A 13,771-nucleotide genomic window follows, 5' to 3' on the forward strand; every position below is an offset into this window, starting at 1 on the left:
AATGACCAGCGACTAAGCGCTCGCTCACCGCGGAAGGACGCCCATGAAGATCGGGACCGGGATCAGCTACTCCGGAGGCTTCGCCGAAAGCGTGGCCGACGTCGTCGAACTGGAGAAGGCCGGCCTCGACGTCGTCTTCGTGCCGGAGGCGTACTCGTTCGACGCGGTCAGCCAGCTCGGCTACCTGGCCGCGAAGACCGAGCGCGTCCAGCTGGCGTCCGGCATCTTCCAGATCTACACCCGCACGCCGACGCTGACCGCGATGACCGCGGCCGGTCTCGACTTCGTCTCCGACGGGCGGTTCATCCTCGGGCTCGGGGCGTCCGGCCCGCAGGTCATCGAGGGCTTCCACGGCGTGAAGTACGACGCGCCGCTGGGCCGCACGCGCGAGATCGTCGAGGTCTGCCGCCAGGTCTGGCGCCGCGAGCGCGTCGTCCACGAGGGCAAGCACTACACGATCCCGCTGCCGCCGGAGCAGGGCACCGGCCTCGGCAAGCCGCTGAAGCTGATCAACCACCCGGTGCGGGAGCGGATCCCGGTGCTGCTGGCCTCGATCGGGCCGAAGAACGTCGCGCTGACCGCCGAGATCGCCGAAGGCTGGCAGCCGATCTTCTTCCACCCGGAGAGGGCGGCCGACGTCTGGGGCGCGTCTTTGGCCGAAGGCAAGGCCAAGCGCGACGCCGCGCTGGGGGAGCTGGACACGTTCGTCACGGTGGCACTGGCCATCGGCGACGACGTCGAGCCGCTGCTGGACCACGTACGGCCGGTGCTGGCCCTCTACATCGGCGGGATGGGCGCGCGCGGCAAGAACTTCTACAACGACCTGGCCTGCCGCTACGGCTACGAGGCCGAGGCGAAGCTGATCCAGGACCTGTACCTGGACGGCAAGAAGGAGGAAGCGGCCGCGGCGGTCCCGCTCGAGCTGCTGCGGGCCATCTCCCTGGTCGGCCCGGCCGGCTACGTGAAGGAGCGCGTGGCGGCCTTCGCCGAGGCGGGCGCGACCACGCTGGTGGTCAACCCGCTGCAGCCCGGCCGTGAGGGCCGTGTGGCGGCGGTTTCGCAGCTGCGCGAGCTGATCGGCTGACCGCGGCCGCGGCGTCGCGGACGAGCCGTTCGCGACGCCGCGGCTCAGCTCGGCGTCGCGTAGACCGCGACCCGCTGGCCGGCGAAGCCCGCGCCGTCGTAGGTCCCGTCGCTGGTGATCAGCCGCAGCTCCGGGCCCGTCCCTTCGGGCGCCACCAGCGTGCTGTCCGGCTCGCTCGCCGGGAACACGGCGGTCCGGCGGACCGTGAACCGCGTTTCGTGCTCCCGCGCGTCGCGGACGATGATCGCCGCTCCCGGCGCCAGCTTGTCCAAGCGGGCGAACGCGCCCCAGGAGTAGCCGAACCCGGAGTGGGCGGACAGCACCGCCACGCCGGGCGCGCCCGGCACCGGCCCGTCGGCGAACCAGCCCACACCCCCGGCGGTGCCGGGCTGTTCGCGGCGGCCGCCGACGTGGCCGAGCGCGACCACGTGGTCCAGCGTCAGGTCCAGGGCCGGGACGAGCAGCGCCACCGGCGGCGCGCCGGCCGCCGCGGGCCGGTCCGCGGCCGGGGTGACCGCCGGGGACGGCTCGAGCACCGACGTCACGCCGAGCAGGACGCAGCCGAGCCCGGCCACGACCGCGAGCACGACGGCGGCCGGCCGCACGAGCTCGGCTCGCCGCTCCGGCCGGTTGCGTTGTTCACCCTGCTCCACGCTGCTTCCGATGTCCGATTAATCGCGCAGCGGCCCCGGGCGTTACCGAATCGTGTCCGGCTCCCGGTCGGTTCACTCGATCGGGTTATCTCCTGCAGGCCTTCGCGTAAGAAACACACCGCCGGAGGGCCTCATTCGCGGAAATGCGCGGCGGCGCGACGTGAGATCGGACATCATTGCTGGTTTCGAGCCCTTGAACTGGGGATATTCACCAGGCGGAAGCGAGGTGCGCCGAGCAGTGCGAAAAAGCGAGAAGCCCGCGGTGGGTGTGCTGGACGTCGGTTCGTTCAGCGCCCGGCTCGTGGTGGTGCCGGTCGACGGCTCGCCACGGGAGCCGGTGGTCAACCACCAGACGCGGCTGCGCCTGGACCGCGAGCTCGACGTCCACGGCCGGCTCTCCGACCGGGGCGTCGAAGCCGTCACGGCCGCCGTCGCGGCCGGCATGACCACGGCCTACCGCCACGGCGTCCCCGACGTCTACCCGCTCGCGACGTCCTCGATCCGCGACGCCGCCAACTCCGCCGAGATCGTCCGGCACGTCGCCGGCGAGACCGGCGTCGAGCTGCGCTTCCTCTCCGGCCGCTGCGAGGCCGAGCTGACCTACCTCGCGGTCCGCCGCTGGTACGCCGCCGAGCCCGGGGCGATGCTCGTGCTCGACATCGGCGGCGGGACGGTCGAGCTGGCCGCCGGTACCGGTGAAAAGGCCACCTTCGCGCGCTCGCTGCCGCTGGGCGCCCGCTCGATGACGCGGGACTGGCTGCCGTCCGAGCGCGTGTCGAAAAAGCAGGTCAGGGCCCTGCGGTCGCACGCACTCGACGTCGTGACCACCACGCTGGGTGCCGCCGACGTCGACGACCCGATGGTCGTCGGCTGCTCGAAGGTGCTGCAGCAGCTCGCGCGGCTGGCCGGCGCCCGCCCCGGCAAGTGCCGGGAACTGCGGCTCGACGACCTGCGCGCGTGGATCCCGCGGCTCGCCGCGCTGCCGCCGTCGAGGCGCGCGGAGCTGCCGGGCATTTCCCGCAGCCGCGCCCACCAGGCCCTGGCCGGCGCGATCGTGGCGGAAGCGCTGCTGACGGTCGCCGGCGGCAAGGTGCTGATCTGCCCGTGGTCGACGCGCGACGGCCTGCTGCTCACCCTGCAGGACAAGGCGCGGGCCGCGGCGGGCAAGCGCGCGGCCTGAACCGCTGGCCGTCACCGGCAAAACCGGGTATTCCGGAAAGCATGAGCGAGCAGCAGCGCCTCCACGGCCGTGACGACGAAGACGAAGAGCTCCCGAAGCTCCCGACCCCCGGCAAGCTGACGCACGACGTGCCGACCGCGCCGGACCCCGACGTGAACCCGGGCGGGACCGAGGAGGTCCCGGCCCCACCCGGCCGCGAAGCCGCTAGCGACCTTCCACAGTGATGGGGTTGGCCGGTTCCGCGTACTGACGCACGGCTTCCGAGTCACGGCGCATCGGCGCGCGTCCCGGAGGCTGCTGCGGCGGCGGCCCGGCGTCGATCTTCGGGATCGCGTACCGCTGCGGCTCCGCCGTGATCGTGATGCGCTCGCCGTGGTGCAGCACTTCCAGCGGCTCCCCGGCGACGACGTGGTAGGTGGCCTGGTCCGGGTCGATCTCGACCTGGAACCGGGTGCCGCGGAACATCAGGCGGAAGGTGATCCGCCCCAGCTGCGGGGGCAGCCGGGGGGAGAACGCCAGCGTCCCGCCGTGGTCGCGCAGGCCGCCGAACCCGGCCACCGCGCCCTGCCACGCACCGGCCAGCGACGCCATGTGCAGGCCGTTGCGCACGTTGTTGTGGACGTCGTGCAGGTCGGTCAGCGCGGCTTCGGCGAGGTAGTCGTAGGCCAGCTCCAGGTGGCCCACTTCGGCCGCGATGACCGCCTGCGTGCCCGCCGAAAGGGAGGAGTCGCGCACGGTTCGCGCTTCGTAGTAGGCGAAGTTGCGGGCTTTCTCCTCCTGGCTGAAGGAGTCGCCGCACAGGTGCAGCGCCAGCACCAGGTCCGCCTGCTTGACGACCTGCTTGCGGTACAGGTCGAAGTACGGGTAGTGCAGCAGCAGCGGGTAGTGCGACTGATCGGTGTTCGCGTAGTCCCACTCGTCGTGGTCGAGGAACCCCTCCGACTGCGGGTGCACGCCGAGTTCTTCGTCGTAGGGCAGGAACATCGCCGCGGCGGCCGCCCGCCAGGTGTCCAGCTCGACGGTGTCGACGCCGAACCGGGCCGCCACCTCCGGGTGCCGCTCGCACGACTCCGCCGCCGCCTGCAGGTTCCGCCGCGCCATCAGGTTCGTGTAGACGTTGTTGTCCGCCACCGCCGAGTACTCGTCGGGGCCGGTGACGCCGTCGATGCGGAAGGTGCCGTGCCGGTCGTGGTGGCCCAGCGAAGCCCACAGCCGCGCGGTTTCCAGCAGCAGCTCGGTGCCGTAGTCGCGCTCGAACTCCTCGTCGCCGGTCGCGTTGAGGTAGCGCACGACGGCGTCGGCGATGTCCGCGCTGACGTGGAACGCCGCCGTGCCCGCCGGCCAGTACGCCGAGCACTCGGCGCCGTTGATCGACCGCCAGGGGAACGCCGCGCCGCGCAACCCCAGCTGGTGCGCGCGTTCCCGCGCTTTGTCCATTGTGGAGTGCCGCCAGCGCAGCGCGTCGCGCGCCGCGTCCGGGATGGTGTAGGTCAGCACCGGCAGGACGAAGGATTCGGTGTCCCAGAAGGCGTGCCCGTCGTAGCCGGGCCCGGTCAGCCCCTTGCCGGCGATCGCGCGGCTTTCGCCGCGGGCCCCGGCCTGCAGGATGTGGAACAGCGCGAACCGGACGGCCTGCTGCAGCTCGGGGTCGCCCTCGATCTCGATGTCCGACGTCCGCCAGTAGTCGTCGAGGAATTCGCGTTGCTCGGTGAGCAGGCCCTTCCAGCCGGTCTGGCGGGCGCCGGCGAGCGCCGCCTCGACCTGCGAGCGCAGTGCGGGCACCGAACGCTGCGCCGACCAGCCGTAGGCGAGGAACTTGGTGATCCGCAGCCGCCCGCCCTTGGGCACGTCGACCGCGACGGTGAGCCGCGCGAGGTCCTCCTCGGAGTGGATGCGGGCCCGGATCCCGTCGTCCACCTCGATCTTGTGGTCCATCGCCGCGGCCATCCGCAGCCCGGAGCGGCGGGTCTGGTGCACCAGCACGGCGTTGTAGTCCGACGCGCGGTGGAACTCGCCGACCAGCGGCGACTCCAGTGCGGCGGCCACCCGCGGGTCGCTGGTGTCGGATTCGATCGGCTCGTTGGCCAGCAGGTCGGACTGCACGACCAGTTGCAGGTCCTCGTCGAGCGGCTCGACCTCGTACCGGATGGCGGCGATCGCGCGCTGGGTGAACGACACCAGCCGCTCGGTGCGCACGCGGACCCGCCGCCCGGTGGGCGACGACCACTCGGTGCTGCGGCACAGTGTGCCCTTGCGGAAGTCGAGCACGCGGTCGTGCGCGGTGGCCGCGCCGTAGCGCATGTCGAGCGGCTCGTCTTCGACGAGCAGCCGGATGATCTTGCCGTCGGTCACGTTGACGACGGTCTGGCCCTCTTCGGGGTAGCCGTAGCCCGCCTCGGCGTAGGGGAGTTCGTGCTGCTCGTAGAAGCCGTTGAGGTAGGTGCCGGGCAGGCCGCGCGGCTCGGCCTCCTCGAGGGTGCCGCGCAGCCCGATGTGCCCGTTCGACACGGCGAACGCCGACTCGGTGCGCTGCAGGGCGTCGACGTCCATCCCGCGCCAGCGCAGCTCCCACGGCGAGCATTCGTAGCCGCGGGGTTCTTCCTCGATCATCAATCCTCCAGCAGGTCGGCGAGGTCGTCGACGACGATGTCGGCCCCGTGGGCCCTGAGCTCGGCGGCCTGGTCGGCCCGGTTCACGCCGACGACGTAGCCGAAGCCGCCTGCCTTGCCGGCCTGGACGCCGGACTGGGCGTCCTCGAAGACGGCGGCGTGCGCGGGTTCGACACCGAGCGCGGCGGCACCGGCCAGGAACGAGTCCGGCGCGGGCTTGCCGCGCAGGTGGCGTTCCCGGATCACGATGCCGTCGATGCGCGCCTCGACGTACTTGCTCAGGCCGGCGCCGTCGAGCACCTTGGCGCCGTTGGCCGACGACGTCACGACGGCGATCCGCAGCCCGGCGGCCTTGACCGCTTCGAGGTAGCGCACCGACCCCGGGTACGGGTTCACGCCGCGCTCGTCGATGATCTTGAGGACCAGTTCGTTCTTGCGGTTGCCGACGCCGTTGACGGTCGGGGCGTCCACCGGGTCGTCCGGTTCGCCCTCGGGCAGCGTGATCCCCCGTGACCGCAGGAACTCCCGCACGCCGTCGGCACGCGGGCGGCCGTCCACAAAGGCCGCGTAGTCGTGGTCGGTGAACTCCGCGAACCCGGCGCCGTCGCGGGCGCGCAGGAATTCGTCGAATGTCCGTTTCCACGCTTCGCGGTGGAGAATCGCCGTCCCGGTCAGCACTCCGTCGAGGTCGAACAGGCAGGCGGTGATGGTCTCCGGCAGTCCCGTCGTCATGCCCGGCACGCTACCGGTCCTCGGGGTTGCCCGCGTGCTGTTCGGGGTGGGGACGCACGTGATGGATGAGTTCGTGCACGGTGGCGTCCGCCAGCCGGTACCGCACCACGCGGCCGGTGCGTTGGGGCGTGACCAGCCCGTGCGCCCGCAGCAGCCGCAGGGCCTGCGACACCGCGGTGTCGGTCATGCCGGTGGCCGCGGCGAGGTCGGTGACGCTGATCTCGCGGGCGTAGTGGATGGAGACCAGCAGCGCCAGCCGCGACGGGTCGGCGACCACGGAGAAGCGGCGGGCCCATTCGTCGATGACGGCGCGGTCGCCCAGCCCGTCGACCGCCGCCGCGACGCGTTCCGGGTCGATCGGCTTGCGGTCGGTGCTCACCCCCGGATGATTCCACCCGCGGCGCGGGCGGACCACCGGTGGTCTGGGTCACGCGGTGCTTGACGCTCGCCCGCCCGGGGGCGAGGCTTAAGACAGTTGTCATAATCGAGGAGCCGGGATGACCGACGTCGAAGCACAGGTCCGTTCGAAGACCATCACCTGGCAGGACCCCCTGGAGAGCGCGCGGCTCGGCGCCACGATGTCCGGCCTGGAGTACATGCGGGCGATCGCCGAGGGCCGCGTCCCGCCGGCGCCGATCGCCGCGCACTTCGGCCTGCGCTGGGAGAGCGTCGAACCCGGCGAGGTCGTCGCGGTCGCCGAGCCGGACGAGTCGCTGTACAACCCGATCGGCATGGTCCACGGCGGCGTGGCGGCGACGATGCTCGACTCGGTGGTCGGCTGCGCGGTCCACACGACCCTGCCGGCGGGTGTCGGCTACGCGTCGGTGGAGCTGAAGGTGAGCTACCTGCGTGCGATCCACGCGGGCCGCGGCGAAATCCGCGCGACCGGCCGCGTGGTGAAGGAGGGTTCCCGGATCGCGTTCGCGGAGGGGGAGATCCGCGACGCCGAGGGCAGGCTGCTGGCCACGGCCTCGGGGACCTGCGTCATCACCCGCTGACCGGCTGCTTGACGTCCCAGTGCTCGACGAGCAGGCCGTCCTCGACACGCAGGATGTCGACGACGGCCGTCCCGGCCACGTGCAGGTGCGCGACGACGAGGTCGTCCTCGGCGACGACGTGCTTGATCACCGCGGCCGCGCCGGCGAGCGGCGAGTTCTTCACGGCTTCGGTGAACGCTTCGCGGCCGGAGGGCAGCCCGGGGCTGTGGGTGACGAAATCGGGGTGCAGCGCGGCCTTGGCGGCGTCGAAGTCCTTGTGCACGAACAGGTTCTCCAGGCACTCGACGACGATCGTGCGGTTCTTCGCGGATTCGCTCATGCCGCCGATCCTCGGCCGTCCGGGCGGCGCCGTCGATTACGCCGGAGGTAATCAGCGCGGCGGCCGGACGCGGCGGGCGCGGATCGCGTCGTCGCCGCCGTAGCGGCCGATGACCGCCGCCAGGAGGTTTCGCGCGTCTTCGGCCCGCTCGGCGCCGTACTCCGTCTCGATTTCCTCCTGGAGTTCCCGCCGCAGCACCCGGGTTGCTTCCACGGCGGCCAGTGCGTGCTCGGTCAGGTGCAGCAGTTTCGTGCGTGCGTCGGCCGGATCGGGTTCGCGGCGCAGCAGGCCCCGGCGTTCGAGGTCGGCCACGGCCTTTGATGCGGCCTGCTGGGTCACGCCCATCCGCTCGGCCAGCGCGGTGATGGACAGCGGTGCGGCCAGGACGTGCTGGATCACGACGCCGTCGTTGAAGCGCAGGTCGCCGAAGCCCCGGGTGGCGAGCCGCCGCTGGACCTCGTCCGTCATCGCCCAGCCCGCGAAGAGGGCCGTCAGCGAGAGGTCGAGGGTGCTAGGATGCACAACCATGGTTGTGGAATCTAGCAGGGTGCCGCCCGAGCTGGCGGAAGCGTTCGTGCGCGTCGCGCACCGGATCGTCTGGTGCACGCTGGTGACCGTCGACCGGCGGGGCCGGCCGCGTTCCCGGGTCGTCCACCCGATCTGGGAGCACACCCCGGACGGCCTGGCCGGCCGGCTGTTCACCCGGCCGACCCCGCTGAAACTGGCGCACCTGGCGGCCTCGCCGTACGTGTCGTGCTCGTACTGGGACCCGCAGCACGAGGTGGCGGTGGCGGAGTGCCGTGCGGAGTTCGAGGACGACGAAGGAACGCGGAAGCGCCTGTGGGACCTGTTCGCCTCGACGCCGGAACCGCTGGGTTACGACCCGAAGATCCTCGGCGGCGAGGACCACCGCGACCCGAAGATCACCGTGCTGCGCCTGACCCCTTGGCGCCTGTCGGCCGGCGGCGAGGCCTGGCGGGCCGCCTAGCGGCTCAGTCCCAGGTGACCGGGAGCCGGTCGATGCCGTAGATCGGGTGCGCGTGCCGGAACGGCAGTTCGCCCGTGGGAACCGCGAGCCGCAGCCCGGGCAGGCGCTGCAGCAACGCGCTCAGCGCGACCCGGAGTTCCAGGCGGGCGAGGTGGTGGCCGAGGCACAGGTGTTCGCCGTGCCCGAAGGCGAGGTGGTGGTTGGGGCTGCGGGCGAGGTCCACCCCGTCGGGATCGGCGAACTCGCCGGCGTCGCGGTTGGCGATGTCGGCGGCGGCGATGACGCCTTCGCCGGCGCGGATGGTGACGCCGCCGATTTCCACGTCGGCGGTGGCGACGCGGCGGCGGCCGAGGTGGGTGATCGTGAGCAGCCGCAGCAGTTCGTCGACCGCGGCTGCCGGGGCGCCGCTGCGGAAGACCTCGGCGTGCTCGGGGTTGTCGAGCAGGAACGCGGTGGCGAGGGCGATCTGGTTCGCCGTCGTTTCGTGGCCGGCGACCAGCAGCAGGATCGCCGTGGCCACCGCGTCGGACCGAGAGAGGGCGCCGGTGGCGATCTGCTCGGCGCTCAGCCTGCCCAGTAGGTCGTCGGCGGGGTGCGTGCTTCGCCGGTGCAGCAGGGTGCCGAGGTAGCGGGCGAGTTCCGCGGTCGCGGCCCGGTTGGCCTCGCCGCCGGCCGAGTCGTCCAGCATCGCGCGGGCGCGGTCTTCGAAGAAGGTGTGGTCTTCGTAGGGCACGCCGAGCAGTTCGCTGATGACGATGGACGGCAGCGGCAGCGCGAACCGGCCGACGAGGTCGGCGGGCCGGGGTCCGGCGGCCAGCTCGTCCAGCAGGATGGCGGCGGTGCGCTCGATCGCCGGCCGCAGCGCCTCGACGCGGCGCACGGTGAATTCGCCGATGAGCATCCGCCGCAGCCGGGTGTGCTCGGGGCCGTCCATGGAGATGAACGAGCCGCGGCCGCTCCGCCGTCCCCGGCTCGCCGGGCCGCGCGCGGGGTAGCCGGGCCGGGTGGGGTCGACGCTGAACCGGCGATCGGCGAGCACCGCGCGGACGTCCGCGTACCGGGTGAGCAGCCACGGCGTGCTGCCGTCCCAGATCCGGACGCGGGTGATCGGGGCGTCGCGTTGCAGCTCGGCCAGCCGGGGCGGCGGCGTGTACGGGCACGTGCGGGGCAGCGGGAAAGCGTCGGTCATGCCTTCTCCTTCGCGGCGGGCTGGTCCGCGAGGCGCTCGAGCAGGGGAGCGGCCAGCCGGAGCACCCCGCGCTCGGTTTCGCCGAGCGCGCCGAACGCGGCGGCCAGCCACGCGTCGCGCTCGCGCATGTCGGCTTCCAGGGCGGCCGCTCCCGGCCCGGTGAGGTCGAGGACGACGCTGCGCCCGTCGTCTTCGTTGGGTGACCGGCTGATCAGCCCTTCGGCTTCCAGTTCGGTGAACACCTTCGTCAGCGCCTGCGGCCGCTGCGCGTCGGCGGCGGCGATCTCGCCCGGGCTGCTGGCACCGTGCCGGGAGAGGTAACCCAGCACGCCCACCTTGGCGGGGCTCAACGCTCCCGCGGAGCGGCTGCCGCGCAAGCGCCGCGCGAGCCGGAGCACGCTCCGGCGCACCGCCTGCACGGTTTCTTCATCGTCCACGAGTTAGTACTATATTCAGTACTAACTCGTGGACGCAAACGACTATCCAGCGAAATATAGTCAGCTTGTTATTACTTCTGTGGTGGCACGGCGGCTCAGGCGCCGACGCGGCGGTCGAAGACCAGACCCTCCGCCGCCCGCAGACCCACGCTGATCGCCCCGGTCAGCACCGCGTCCTCGCCCAGCTCGCCCTGGACCACCTTCGGCACCAGCGGCGTGAACGCGCGCAGGGCCCGGTCGATCGGTTCCAGCAGCAGGTCCGCCGCCGTGCCGATGCCGCCGCCCAGGACGATCAGCTCCGGGTCGATCACCGCCGCCACCGAGGCCACCGTGTACGCCAGGCGGTCGGCCTCCGCCGCCAGGGCCTGGCGGGCCAGCTCGTCGCCTTCGCGGGCCATCCGGAACACCTCGCGGGCCGATTTCGCCGTGCCCAAGCCGAGTTCGCGGGCGCCCTGGACCACCGACTGGGCCGCCGTCGCCTCTTCGAGGTGGCCGCGGGCCGGCGGGGTGCCCGGCTCGTCGGCCGCGCGCGTGCGGCCGTAGGGGAGGTAGCCGATCTCGCCCGCCGCGCCGGTCGCGCCGCGGAAGACCCGGCCGTCGACCATCAGGCCCATGCCGACGCCGGTGCCGATCGTGATGCAGCCGAACACCGAAGCTCCGCGCGCGGCACCGCTTTCGCCCTCGCCGACCGCGGTGAGGTTCGCGTCGTTCTCCACCATCAGGTCCGGGCCCAGTGCCGCTTCGAGGTCGTCGATCAGCCCCGCGCGGCCCCAGCCCGGCAGGTTCGGCGCGTGCCGGAAGCACCGCTTCTCCGGATCGGCGACACCGGGGGAGCCGACCACGCGGACAACGATGTCGTCCGCCGAAAGACCGGCCTCCGCGACCGCCGCGGCCGCGATCTTCCCGACCGCCGTCACCAGCGCGGCCCCGGACCGGGCCGTGTTGCGCTCGTCGCGGCGCGCCACCAGGGTGCGGCCGAGGTCGGACACCGCGACCCGCAGGTGCTCGCGGCCGATGTCGACGCCGAGCACGTACCCCGCGGTCGGGTCGGCCTCGTACAGCACGGCCGAGCGTCCGGTGCCGGTGGACGTCTGCCCGGTCGGGCGGGCCAGCCCGGCGGCCTCGAGCGCCAGCAGCGCCTGGCTGACCGTCGGCTTCGACAGCCCGGTGTCCTTCGCGACCTGCGGCCGGGTCGCCGGCCCGCCGCGGCGCAGCAGGTCCAGCACCGCCCGCTGGTTGATCTTGCGCATCCCGGCGGGGGTACCGACCGTGGGGATTTCTACGCCGGCCACCCGTGCCCGCCTCCTGTCGTCCTCGTGCTCCCTGCCACGCTAGCCGTCCCGCTCGCGGGCGCGCCGGAATACCCGCACTTCACGGCCCGTTGAGCGGAGCATGAGCACTCCGGGACGCGGCCGGGTCCGCGTGGCACAGGGCGCGAAGCGGGTACGGGTGTTCCTCGGCGGGCAGGTCGTCGCGGACACGGTGCACCCCCTCCTGGTGTGGGAAGTTCCGTACTACCCCACGTACTACATCCCGCGCGCGGACGTCGTGAGCGGTGTTCTCACCCCCTCCGGCCGGACGGCGCACTCGCCGAGCCGCGGAGAAGCTGTTCTGTCGACGATAAAGGGTGCCGCAGCCGAGGCGGTGGACGGCGCGCTGGAGTACCCGGATTCGCCCATCGAGGAGCTCCGGGGACACGTCCGGTTCGAGTTCGGCGCGTTCGACTGGTTCGAAGAGGACGAGCAGATCTTCACCCACCCGCGCGACCCCGGCGTCCGCGTCGACGTCCTCCCGAGCTCGCGGCACGTGCGGATCGAGGTCGACGGCGTCACGGTGGCGGACTCGGTGCGCCCGCACCTGCTGTTCGAGACCGGCCTGCCGACCCGCTACTACCTCCCCCGCGTGGACGTCCGGATGGACCTGCTGACCCGGATCGACACGGTGACGCACTGCCCGTACAAGGGCGCGGCCGAGCACTTCGACGTCGCCGGCCACGAGGACCTCGCCTGGAGCTACCCGACACCGCTGCCCGAGAGCATCCGGGCCGCGGGGCTGGTGGCGTTCCTCGACGAGAAGGTGGACGTGTACGTCGACGGGGTGCGGCAGGACCGCCCGAAGACGAAATTCGCCTGACGCGCGTATAACGCTCTACACGTCAGGCCGCGTGGCGGCCGTGCGCCTGCCGCCGGAACGGGCGGGGCCGCGGCCGTCCCGGCGCCGGAGCATCCACAGTGGACCCCGGAGCCGACGTTCCGCCGTCGGCCGTGGCCGCCGGGAGCGGAGTGCCGGTGTTCCGGTGCTCCCGGTGCACCGCGAACAGCAGCGCCAGCCCGAGCACCACGAGCAGGTGCGTCGACAGCCGTGACAGCGTCACCTGGCCCGCCGCGAGGTCGCCCGCCGAGAGCGCCAGCAGCACCCCGACGAACCCCGTCAGCAGCGGCAGCTGGCCGCCCGCGGTCTTGGGGAGCAGGGCCGCCGTCAGCAGGCCGATGCCCACCGCCAGGTTCCACGCGCTGCTTTCGTGCCCGAGGTGGACGCCGCCGTGGCCCGTCCCGAGCAGCTCGGCGAACGCCAGCCCGAGCTGCGCGATCGCCACCACCGCCAAGGCGATCCGCCGTCCCCAGCGCTCGCCCGAGGGGGCCGGCGTGCGTTCGAGGATCGCCGCCGTCAGGTCCGGGACCGGCGGCGCCGGGCGCAGCAGCATCGCGCGCCGCAGCCGTTCCGCGCCCGCGAACCACGCCTGGCAGTCCGCGCAGGACGCCAGGTGCGCGTCGGGCGAGACCGGCTCGGCCTCGCCGTCCAGTCGCGCCGACAGAGCTTCGCGGCAGTCCTCGCACCTCATGGTCCACTAGTCGGACGGCGGATCCGGAAAGTTCCCGGTCACTGCTAAGTTCCGGACCATGACCCACCGTGAGGACGACGACCGCGTCACGGACCTGGCCCTGTCCGCCGGCCGCGGCGACCGGCGGGCGCTGGAGGCCTGGGTCCGCGCCACCCAGGCCGACGTCTGGCGCTTCCTCGCCCACCTCACCGACGTCGGCGCGGCCGACGACCTCACCCAGGAGACCTACCTCCGCGCCTTCGGCAGCCTTCGCCGCTTCGCCGGGCGCTCGTCTTCGCGGACGTGGCTGCTCTCGATCGCCCGCCGGGTCGTCGTCGACCAGATCCGGGCGGCCGGGTCGCGGCCCAAGATCGCCGACACCGACTGGGAAGCAGCCGCCGAGCGCACCCGCGACGCGAGCGCCGGCTTCGAAGACCTCGTCGAACTGCGCCTCCTGCTCGACGGGCTGGACCCGGACCGGCGCGAGGTGCTCGTCCTGACCCAGGTGCTCGGGCTGTCCTACGCCGAGGCGGCCGACGTCTGCGGCTGCCCGGTCGGCACCGTCCGCTCCCGCGTGGCCCGCGCCCGGGAGGACCTGATCGAGGCCCGGCGCGCCCGCGGGGCCGGCTGAACCAGCCCGCTGCGCCGTCCGGCGCTGTGGCGGCGCACACATTCGGGGGCTTCCGCTGTCATCTCGTCACAGAGATGGGCGAACTCGACTACTCCGCGTTGACGCCGTGTCAAGGGGTCCTTAGCGTGGC

Annotated in this window: 17 protein-coding genes; 7 read left to right on the forward strand and 10 right to left on the reverse strand. The window is 72.7% G+C overall.

Annotated elements, in window-relative coordinates; all coding sequences use genetic code 11:
• Positions 1 to 43 precede the first annotated feature (43 nt).
• Positions 44 to 1,084: an LLM class F420-dependent oxidoreductase gene (locus ABZX11_RS09835; protein WP_176176409.1), complete on the forward strand. Its 1,041-nt coding sequence runs from the start codon at positions 44 to 46 to the stop codon at positions 1,082 to 1,084.
• A 44-nt stretch (positions 1,085 to 1,128) separates the two neighbouring features.
• On the opposite strand, the gene ABZX11_RS09840 is transcribed toward ABZX11_RS09835, so the two are convergent.
• The gene (locus ABZX11_RS09840; RefSeq protein ID WP_176176410.1) at positions 1,129 to 1,737 is read right to left on the reverse strand and encodes a class F sortase; all 609 of its coding nucleotides are present in this window, start codon (positions 1,735 to 1,737) and stop codon (positions 1,129 to 1,131) included.
• Positions 1,738 to 1,975: 238 nt separating this feature from the next.
• On the opposite strand from ABZX11_RS09840, the gene ABZX11_RS09845 reads away from it, so the two are divergent.
• On the forward strand, positions 1,976 to 2,917 hold the full coding sequence (locus ABZX11_RS09845; RefSeq protein WP_176176411.1) for an exopolyphosphatase: 942 nt from the start codon (positions 1,976 to 1,978) through the stop codon (positions 2,915 to 2,917).
• A 41-nt stretch (positions 2,918 to 2,958) separates the two neighbouring features.
• Complete coding sequence (locus ABZX11_RS09850) at positions 2,959 to 3,141, forward strand: hypothetical protein (RefSeq protein ID WP_176176412.1); 183 nt, start codon at positions 2,959 to 2,961, stop codon at positions 3,139 to 3,141.
• Here the strand turns inward: ABZX11_RS09850 and ABZX11_RS09855 are convergent.
• Genes ABZX11_RS09855 through ABZX11_RS09865 form a run of 3 tightly spaced genes read right to left on the reverse strand, consistent with a single transcriptional unit; the run spans position 3,122 to position 6,637 of the window.
• Positions 3,122 to 5,527, reverse strand: coding sequence for a glycosyl hydrolase family 65 protein (locus tag ABZX11_RS09855; protein ID WP_354911529.1), 2,406 nt, complete (start codon positions 5,525 to 5,527; stop codon positions 3,122 to 3,124). The two genes, ABZX11_RS09850 and ABZX11_RS09855, sit on opposite strands and share 20 nt — an antisense overlap.
• Positions 5,527 to 6,258, reverse strand: a complete 732-nt coding sequence (locus tag ABZX11_RS09860; RefSeq protein WP_354911532.1) for a beta-phosphoglucomutase family hydrolase — start codon at positions 6,256 to 6,258, stop codon at positions 5,527 to 5,529. Before ABZX11_RS09860 ends, ABZX11_RS09855 begins: the two co-directional genes overlap by 1 nt.
• A gap of 10 nt (positions 6,259 to 6,268) precedes the next feature.
• The gene (locus ABZX11_RS09865) at positions 6,269 to 6,637 is read right to left on the reverse strand and encodes a metalloregulator ArsR/SmtB family transcription factor (RefSeq protein ID WP_176176415.1); all 369 of its coding nucleotides are present in this window, start codon (positions 6,635 to 6,637) and stop codon (positions 6,269 to 6,271) included.
• Positions 6,638 to 6,755: 118 nt separating this feature from the next.
• On the opposite strand from ABZX11_RS09865, the gene ABZX11_RS09870 reads away from it, so the two are divergent.
• Positions 6,756 to 7,256 (forward strand): PaaI family thioesterase, encoded by a 501-nt coding sequence (locus tag ABZX11_RS09870; RefSeq protein WP_176176416.1) that lies wholly within the window; start codon positions 6,756 to 6,758, stop codon positions 7,254 to 7,256.
• On the opposite strand, the gene ABZX11_RS09875 is transcribed toward ABZX11_RS09870, so the two are convergent.
• Entirely contained in the window at positions 7,246 to 7,575 is a 330-nt protein-coding gene (locus tag ABZX11_RS09875) for a nuclear transport factor 2 family protein (RefSeq protein ID WP_176176417.1), read from the reverse strand. The genes ABZX11_RS09870 and ABZX11_RS09875 overlap by 11 nt on opposite strands.
• A 51-nt stretch (positions 7,576 to 7,626) precedes the next feature.
• Complete coding sequence (locus ABZX11_RS09880) at positions 7,627 to 8,103, reverse strand: MarR family transcriptional regulator (protein WP_354911536.1); 477 nt, start codon at positions 8,101 to 8,103, stop codon at positions 7,627 to 7,629.
• Between ABZX11_RS09880 and ABZX11_RS09885 the strand changes: the two genes are divergently transcribed.
• Positions 8,102 to 8,563 carry a pyridoxamine 5'-phosphate oxidase gene (locus tag ABZX11_RS09885; protein WP_354911539.1) on the forward strand — a complete coding sequence of 154 codons (462 nt, stop codon included), beginning with the start codon at positions 8,102 to 8,104 and terminating at the stop codon, positions 8,561 to 8,563. The genes ABZX11_RS09880 and ABZX11_RS09885 overlap by 2 nt on opposite strands.
• Positions 8,564 to 8,567: 4 nt before the next feature.
• Here the strand turns inward: ABZX11_RS09885 and ABZX11_RS09890 are convergent, their stop codons facing one another.
• From ABZX11_RS09890 to ABZX11_RS09900, 3 genes are all read right to left on the reverse strand, one after another.
• A complete protein-coding gene (locus tag ABZX11_RS09890) occupies positions 8,568 to 9,752 on the reverse strand; it encodes a cytochrome P450 (protein ID WP_354911542.1) in 1,185 nt (394 codons plus the stop codon).
• Positions 9,749 to 10,189 (reverse strand): MarR family transcriptional regulator, encoded by a 441-nt coding sequence (locus tag ABZX11_RS09895; protein WP_176176422.1) that lies wholly within the window; start codon positions 10,187 to 10,189, stop codon positions 9,749 to 9,751. The genes ABZX11_RS09890 and ABZX11_RS09895 overlap by 4 nt, the downstream gene beginning before the upstream one ends.
• Before the next feature lie 95 nt (positions 10,190 to 10,284).
• The gene (locus tag ABZX11_RS09900; RefSeq protein WP_176176423.1) at positions 10,285 to 11,481 is read right to left on the reverse strand and encodes an ROK family protein; all 1,197 of its coding nucleotides are present in this window, start codon (positions 11,479 to 11,481) and stop codon (positions 10,285 to 10,287) included.
• A gap of 100 nt (positions 11,482 to 11,581) precedes the next feature.
• On the opposite strand from ABZX11_RS09900, the gene ABZX11_RS09905 reads away from it, so the two are divergent.
• Positions 11,582 to 12,322 carry a DUF427 domain-containing protein gene (locus tag ABZX11_RS09905; protein WP_176176424.1) on the forward strand — a complete coding sequence of 247 codons (741 nt, stop codon included), beginning with the start codon at positions 11,582 to 11,584 and terminating at the stop codon, positions 12,320 to 12,322.
• Positions 12,323 to 12,344: 22 nt separating this feature from the next.
• On the opposite strand, the gene ABZX11_RS09910 is transcribed toward ABZX11_RS09905, so the two are convergent.
• Entirely contained in the window at positions 12,345 to 13,031 is a 687-nt protein-coding gene (locus tag ABZX11_RS09910) for a zf-HC2 domain-containing protein (RefSeq protein ID WP_354911547.1), read from the reverse strand.
• Positions 13,032 to 13,089: 58 nt separating this feature from the next.
• On the opposite strand from ABZX11_RS09910, the gene sigC reads away from it, so the two are divergent.
• On the forward strand, positions 13,090 to 13,641 hold the full coding sequence (gene sigC, locus ABZX11_RS09915; RefSeq protein WP_354911550.1) for an RNA polymerase sigma factor SigC: 552 nt from the start codon (positions 13,090 to 13,092) through the stop codon (positions 13,639 to 13,641).
• The last annotated feature ends 130 nt before the right edge of the window (positions 13,642 to 13,771 follow it).

The organism is Amycolatopsis sp. NPDC004169 (assembly GCF_040610315.1).
Taxonomy (GTDB): domain Bacteria; phylum Actinomycetota; class Actinomycetes; order Mycobacteriales; family Pseudonocardiaceae; genus Amycolatopsis.

Excerpts from the sequence above, each read along its gene's own strand:
- ABZX11_RS09835 (WP_176176409.1), top strand. The coding sequence starts at position 44 with ATGAAGATCGGGACCGGGATCAGCTACTCCGGAGGCTTCGCCGAAAGC.
- ABZX11_RS09850 (WP_176176412.1), top strand. The coding sequence starts at position 2,959 with ATGAGCGAGCAGCAGCGCCTCCACGGCCGTGACGACGAAGACGAAGAG.
- ABZX11_RS09855 (WP_354911529.1), bottom strand. The coding sequence starts at position 5,527 with ATGATCGAGGAAGAACCCCGCGGCTACGAATGCTCGCCGTGGGAGCTG.
- ABZX11_RS09860 (WP_354911532.1), bottom strand. The coding sequence starts at position 6,258 with ATGACGACGGGACTGCCGGAGACCATCACCGCCTGCCTGTTCGACCTC.
- ABZX11_RS09870 (WP_176176416.1), top strand. The coding sequence starts at position 6,756 with ATGACCGACGTCGAAGCACAGGTCCGTTCGAAGACCATCACCTGGCAG.
- ABZX11_RS09875 (WP_176176417.1), bottom strand. The coding sequence starts at position 7,575 with ATGAGCGAATCCGCGAAGAACCGCACGATCGTCGTCGAGTGCCTGGAG.
- ABZX11_RS09885 (WP_354911539.1), top strand. The coding sequence starts at position 8,102 with ATGGTTGTGGAATCTAGCAGGGTGCCGCCCGAGCTGGCGGAAGCGTTC.
- ABZX11_RS09880 (WP_354911536.1), bottom strand. The coding sequence starts at position 8,103 with ATGGTTGTGCATCCTAGCACCCTCGACCTCTCGCTGACGGCCCTCTTC.
- ABZX11_RS09890 (WP_354911542.1), bottom strand. The coding sequence starts at position 9,752 with ATGACCGACGCTTTCCCGCTGCCCCGCACGTGCCCGTACACGCCGCCG.
- ABZX11_RS09905 (WP_176176424.1), top strand. The coding sequence starts at position 11,582 with ATGAGCACTCCGGGACGCGGCCGGGTCCGCGTGGCACAGGGCGCGAAG.
- ABZX11_RS09910 (WP_354911547.1), bottom strand. The coding sequence starts at position 13,031 with ATGAGGTGCGAGGACTGCCGCGAAGCTCTGTCGGCGCGACTGGACGGC.
- sigC (WP_354911550.1), top strand. The coding sequence starts at position 13,090 with ATGACCCACCGTGAGGACGACGACCGCGTCACGGACCTGGCCCTGTCC.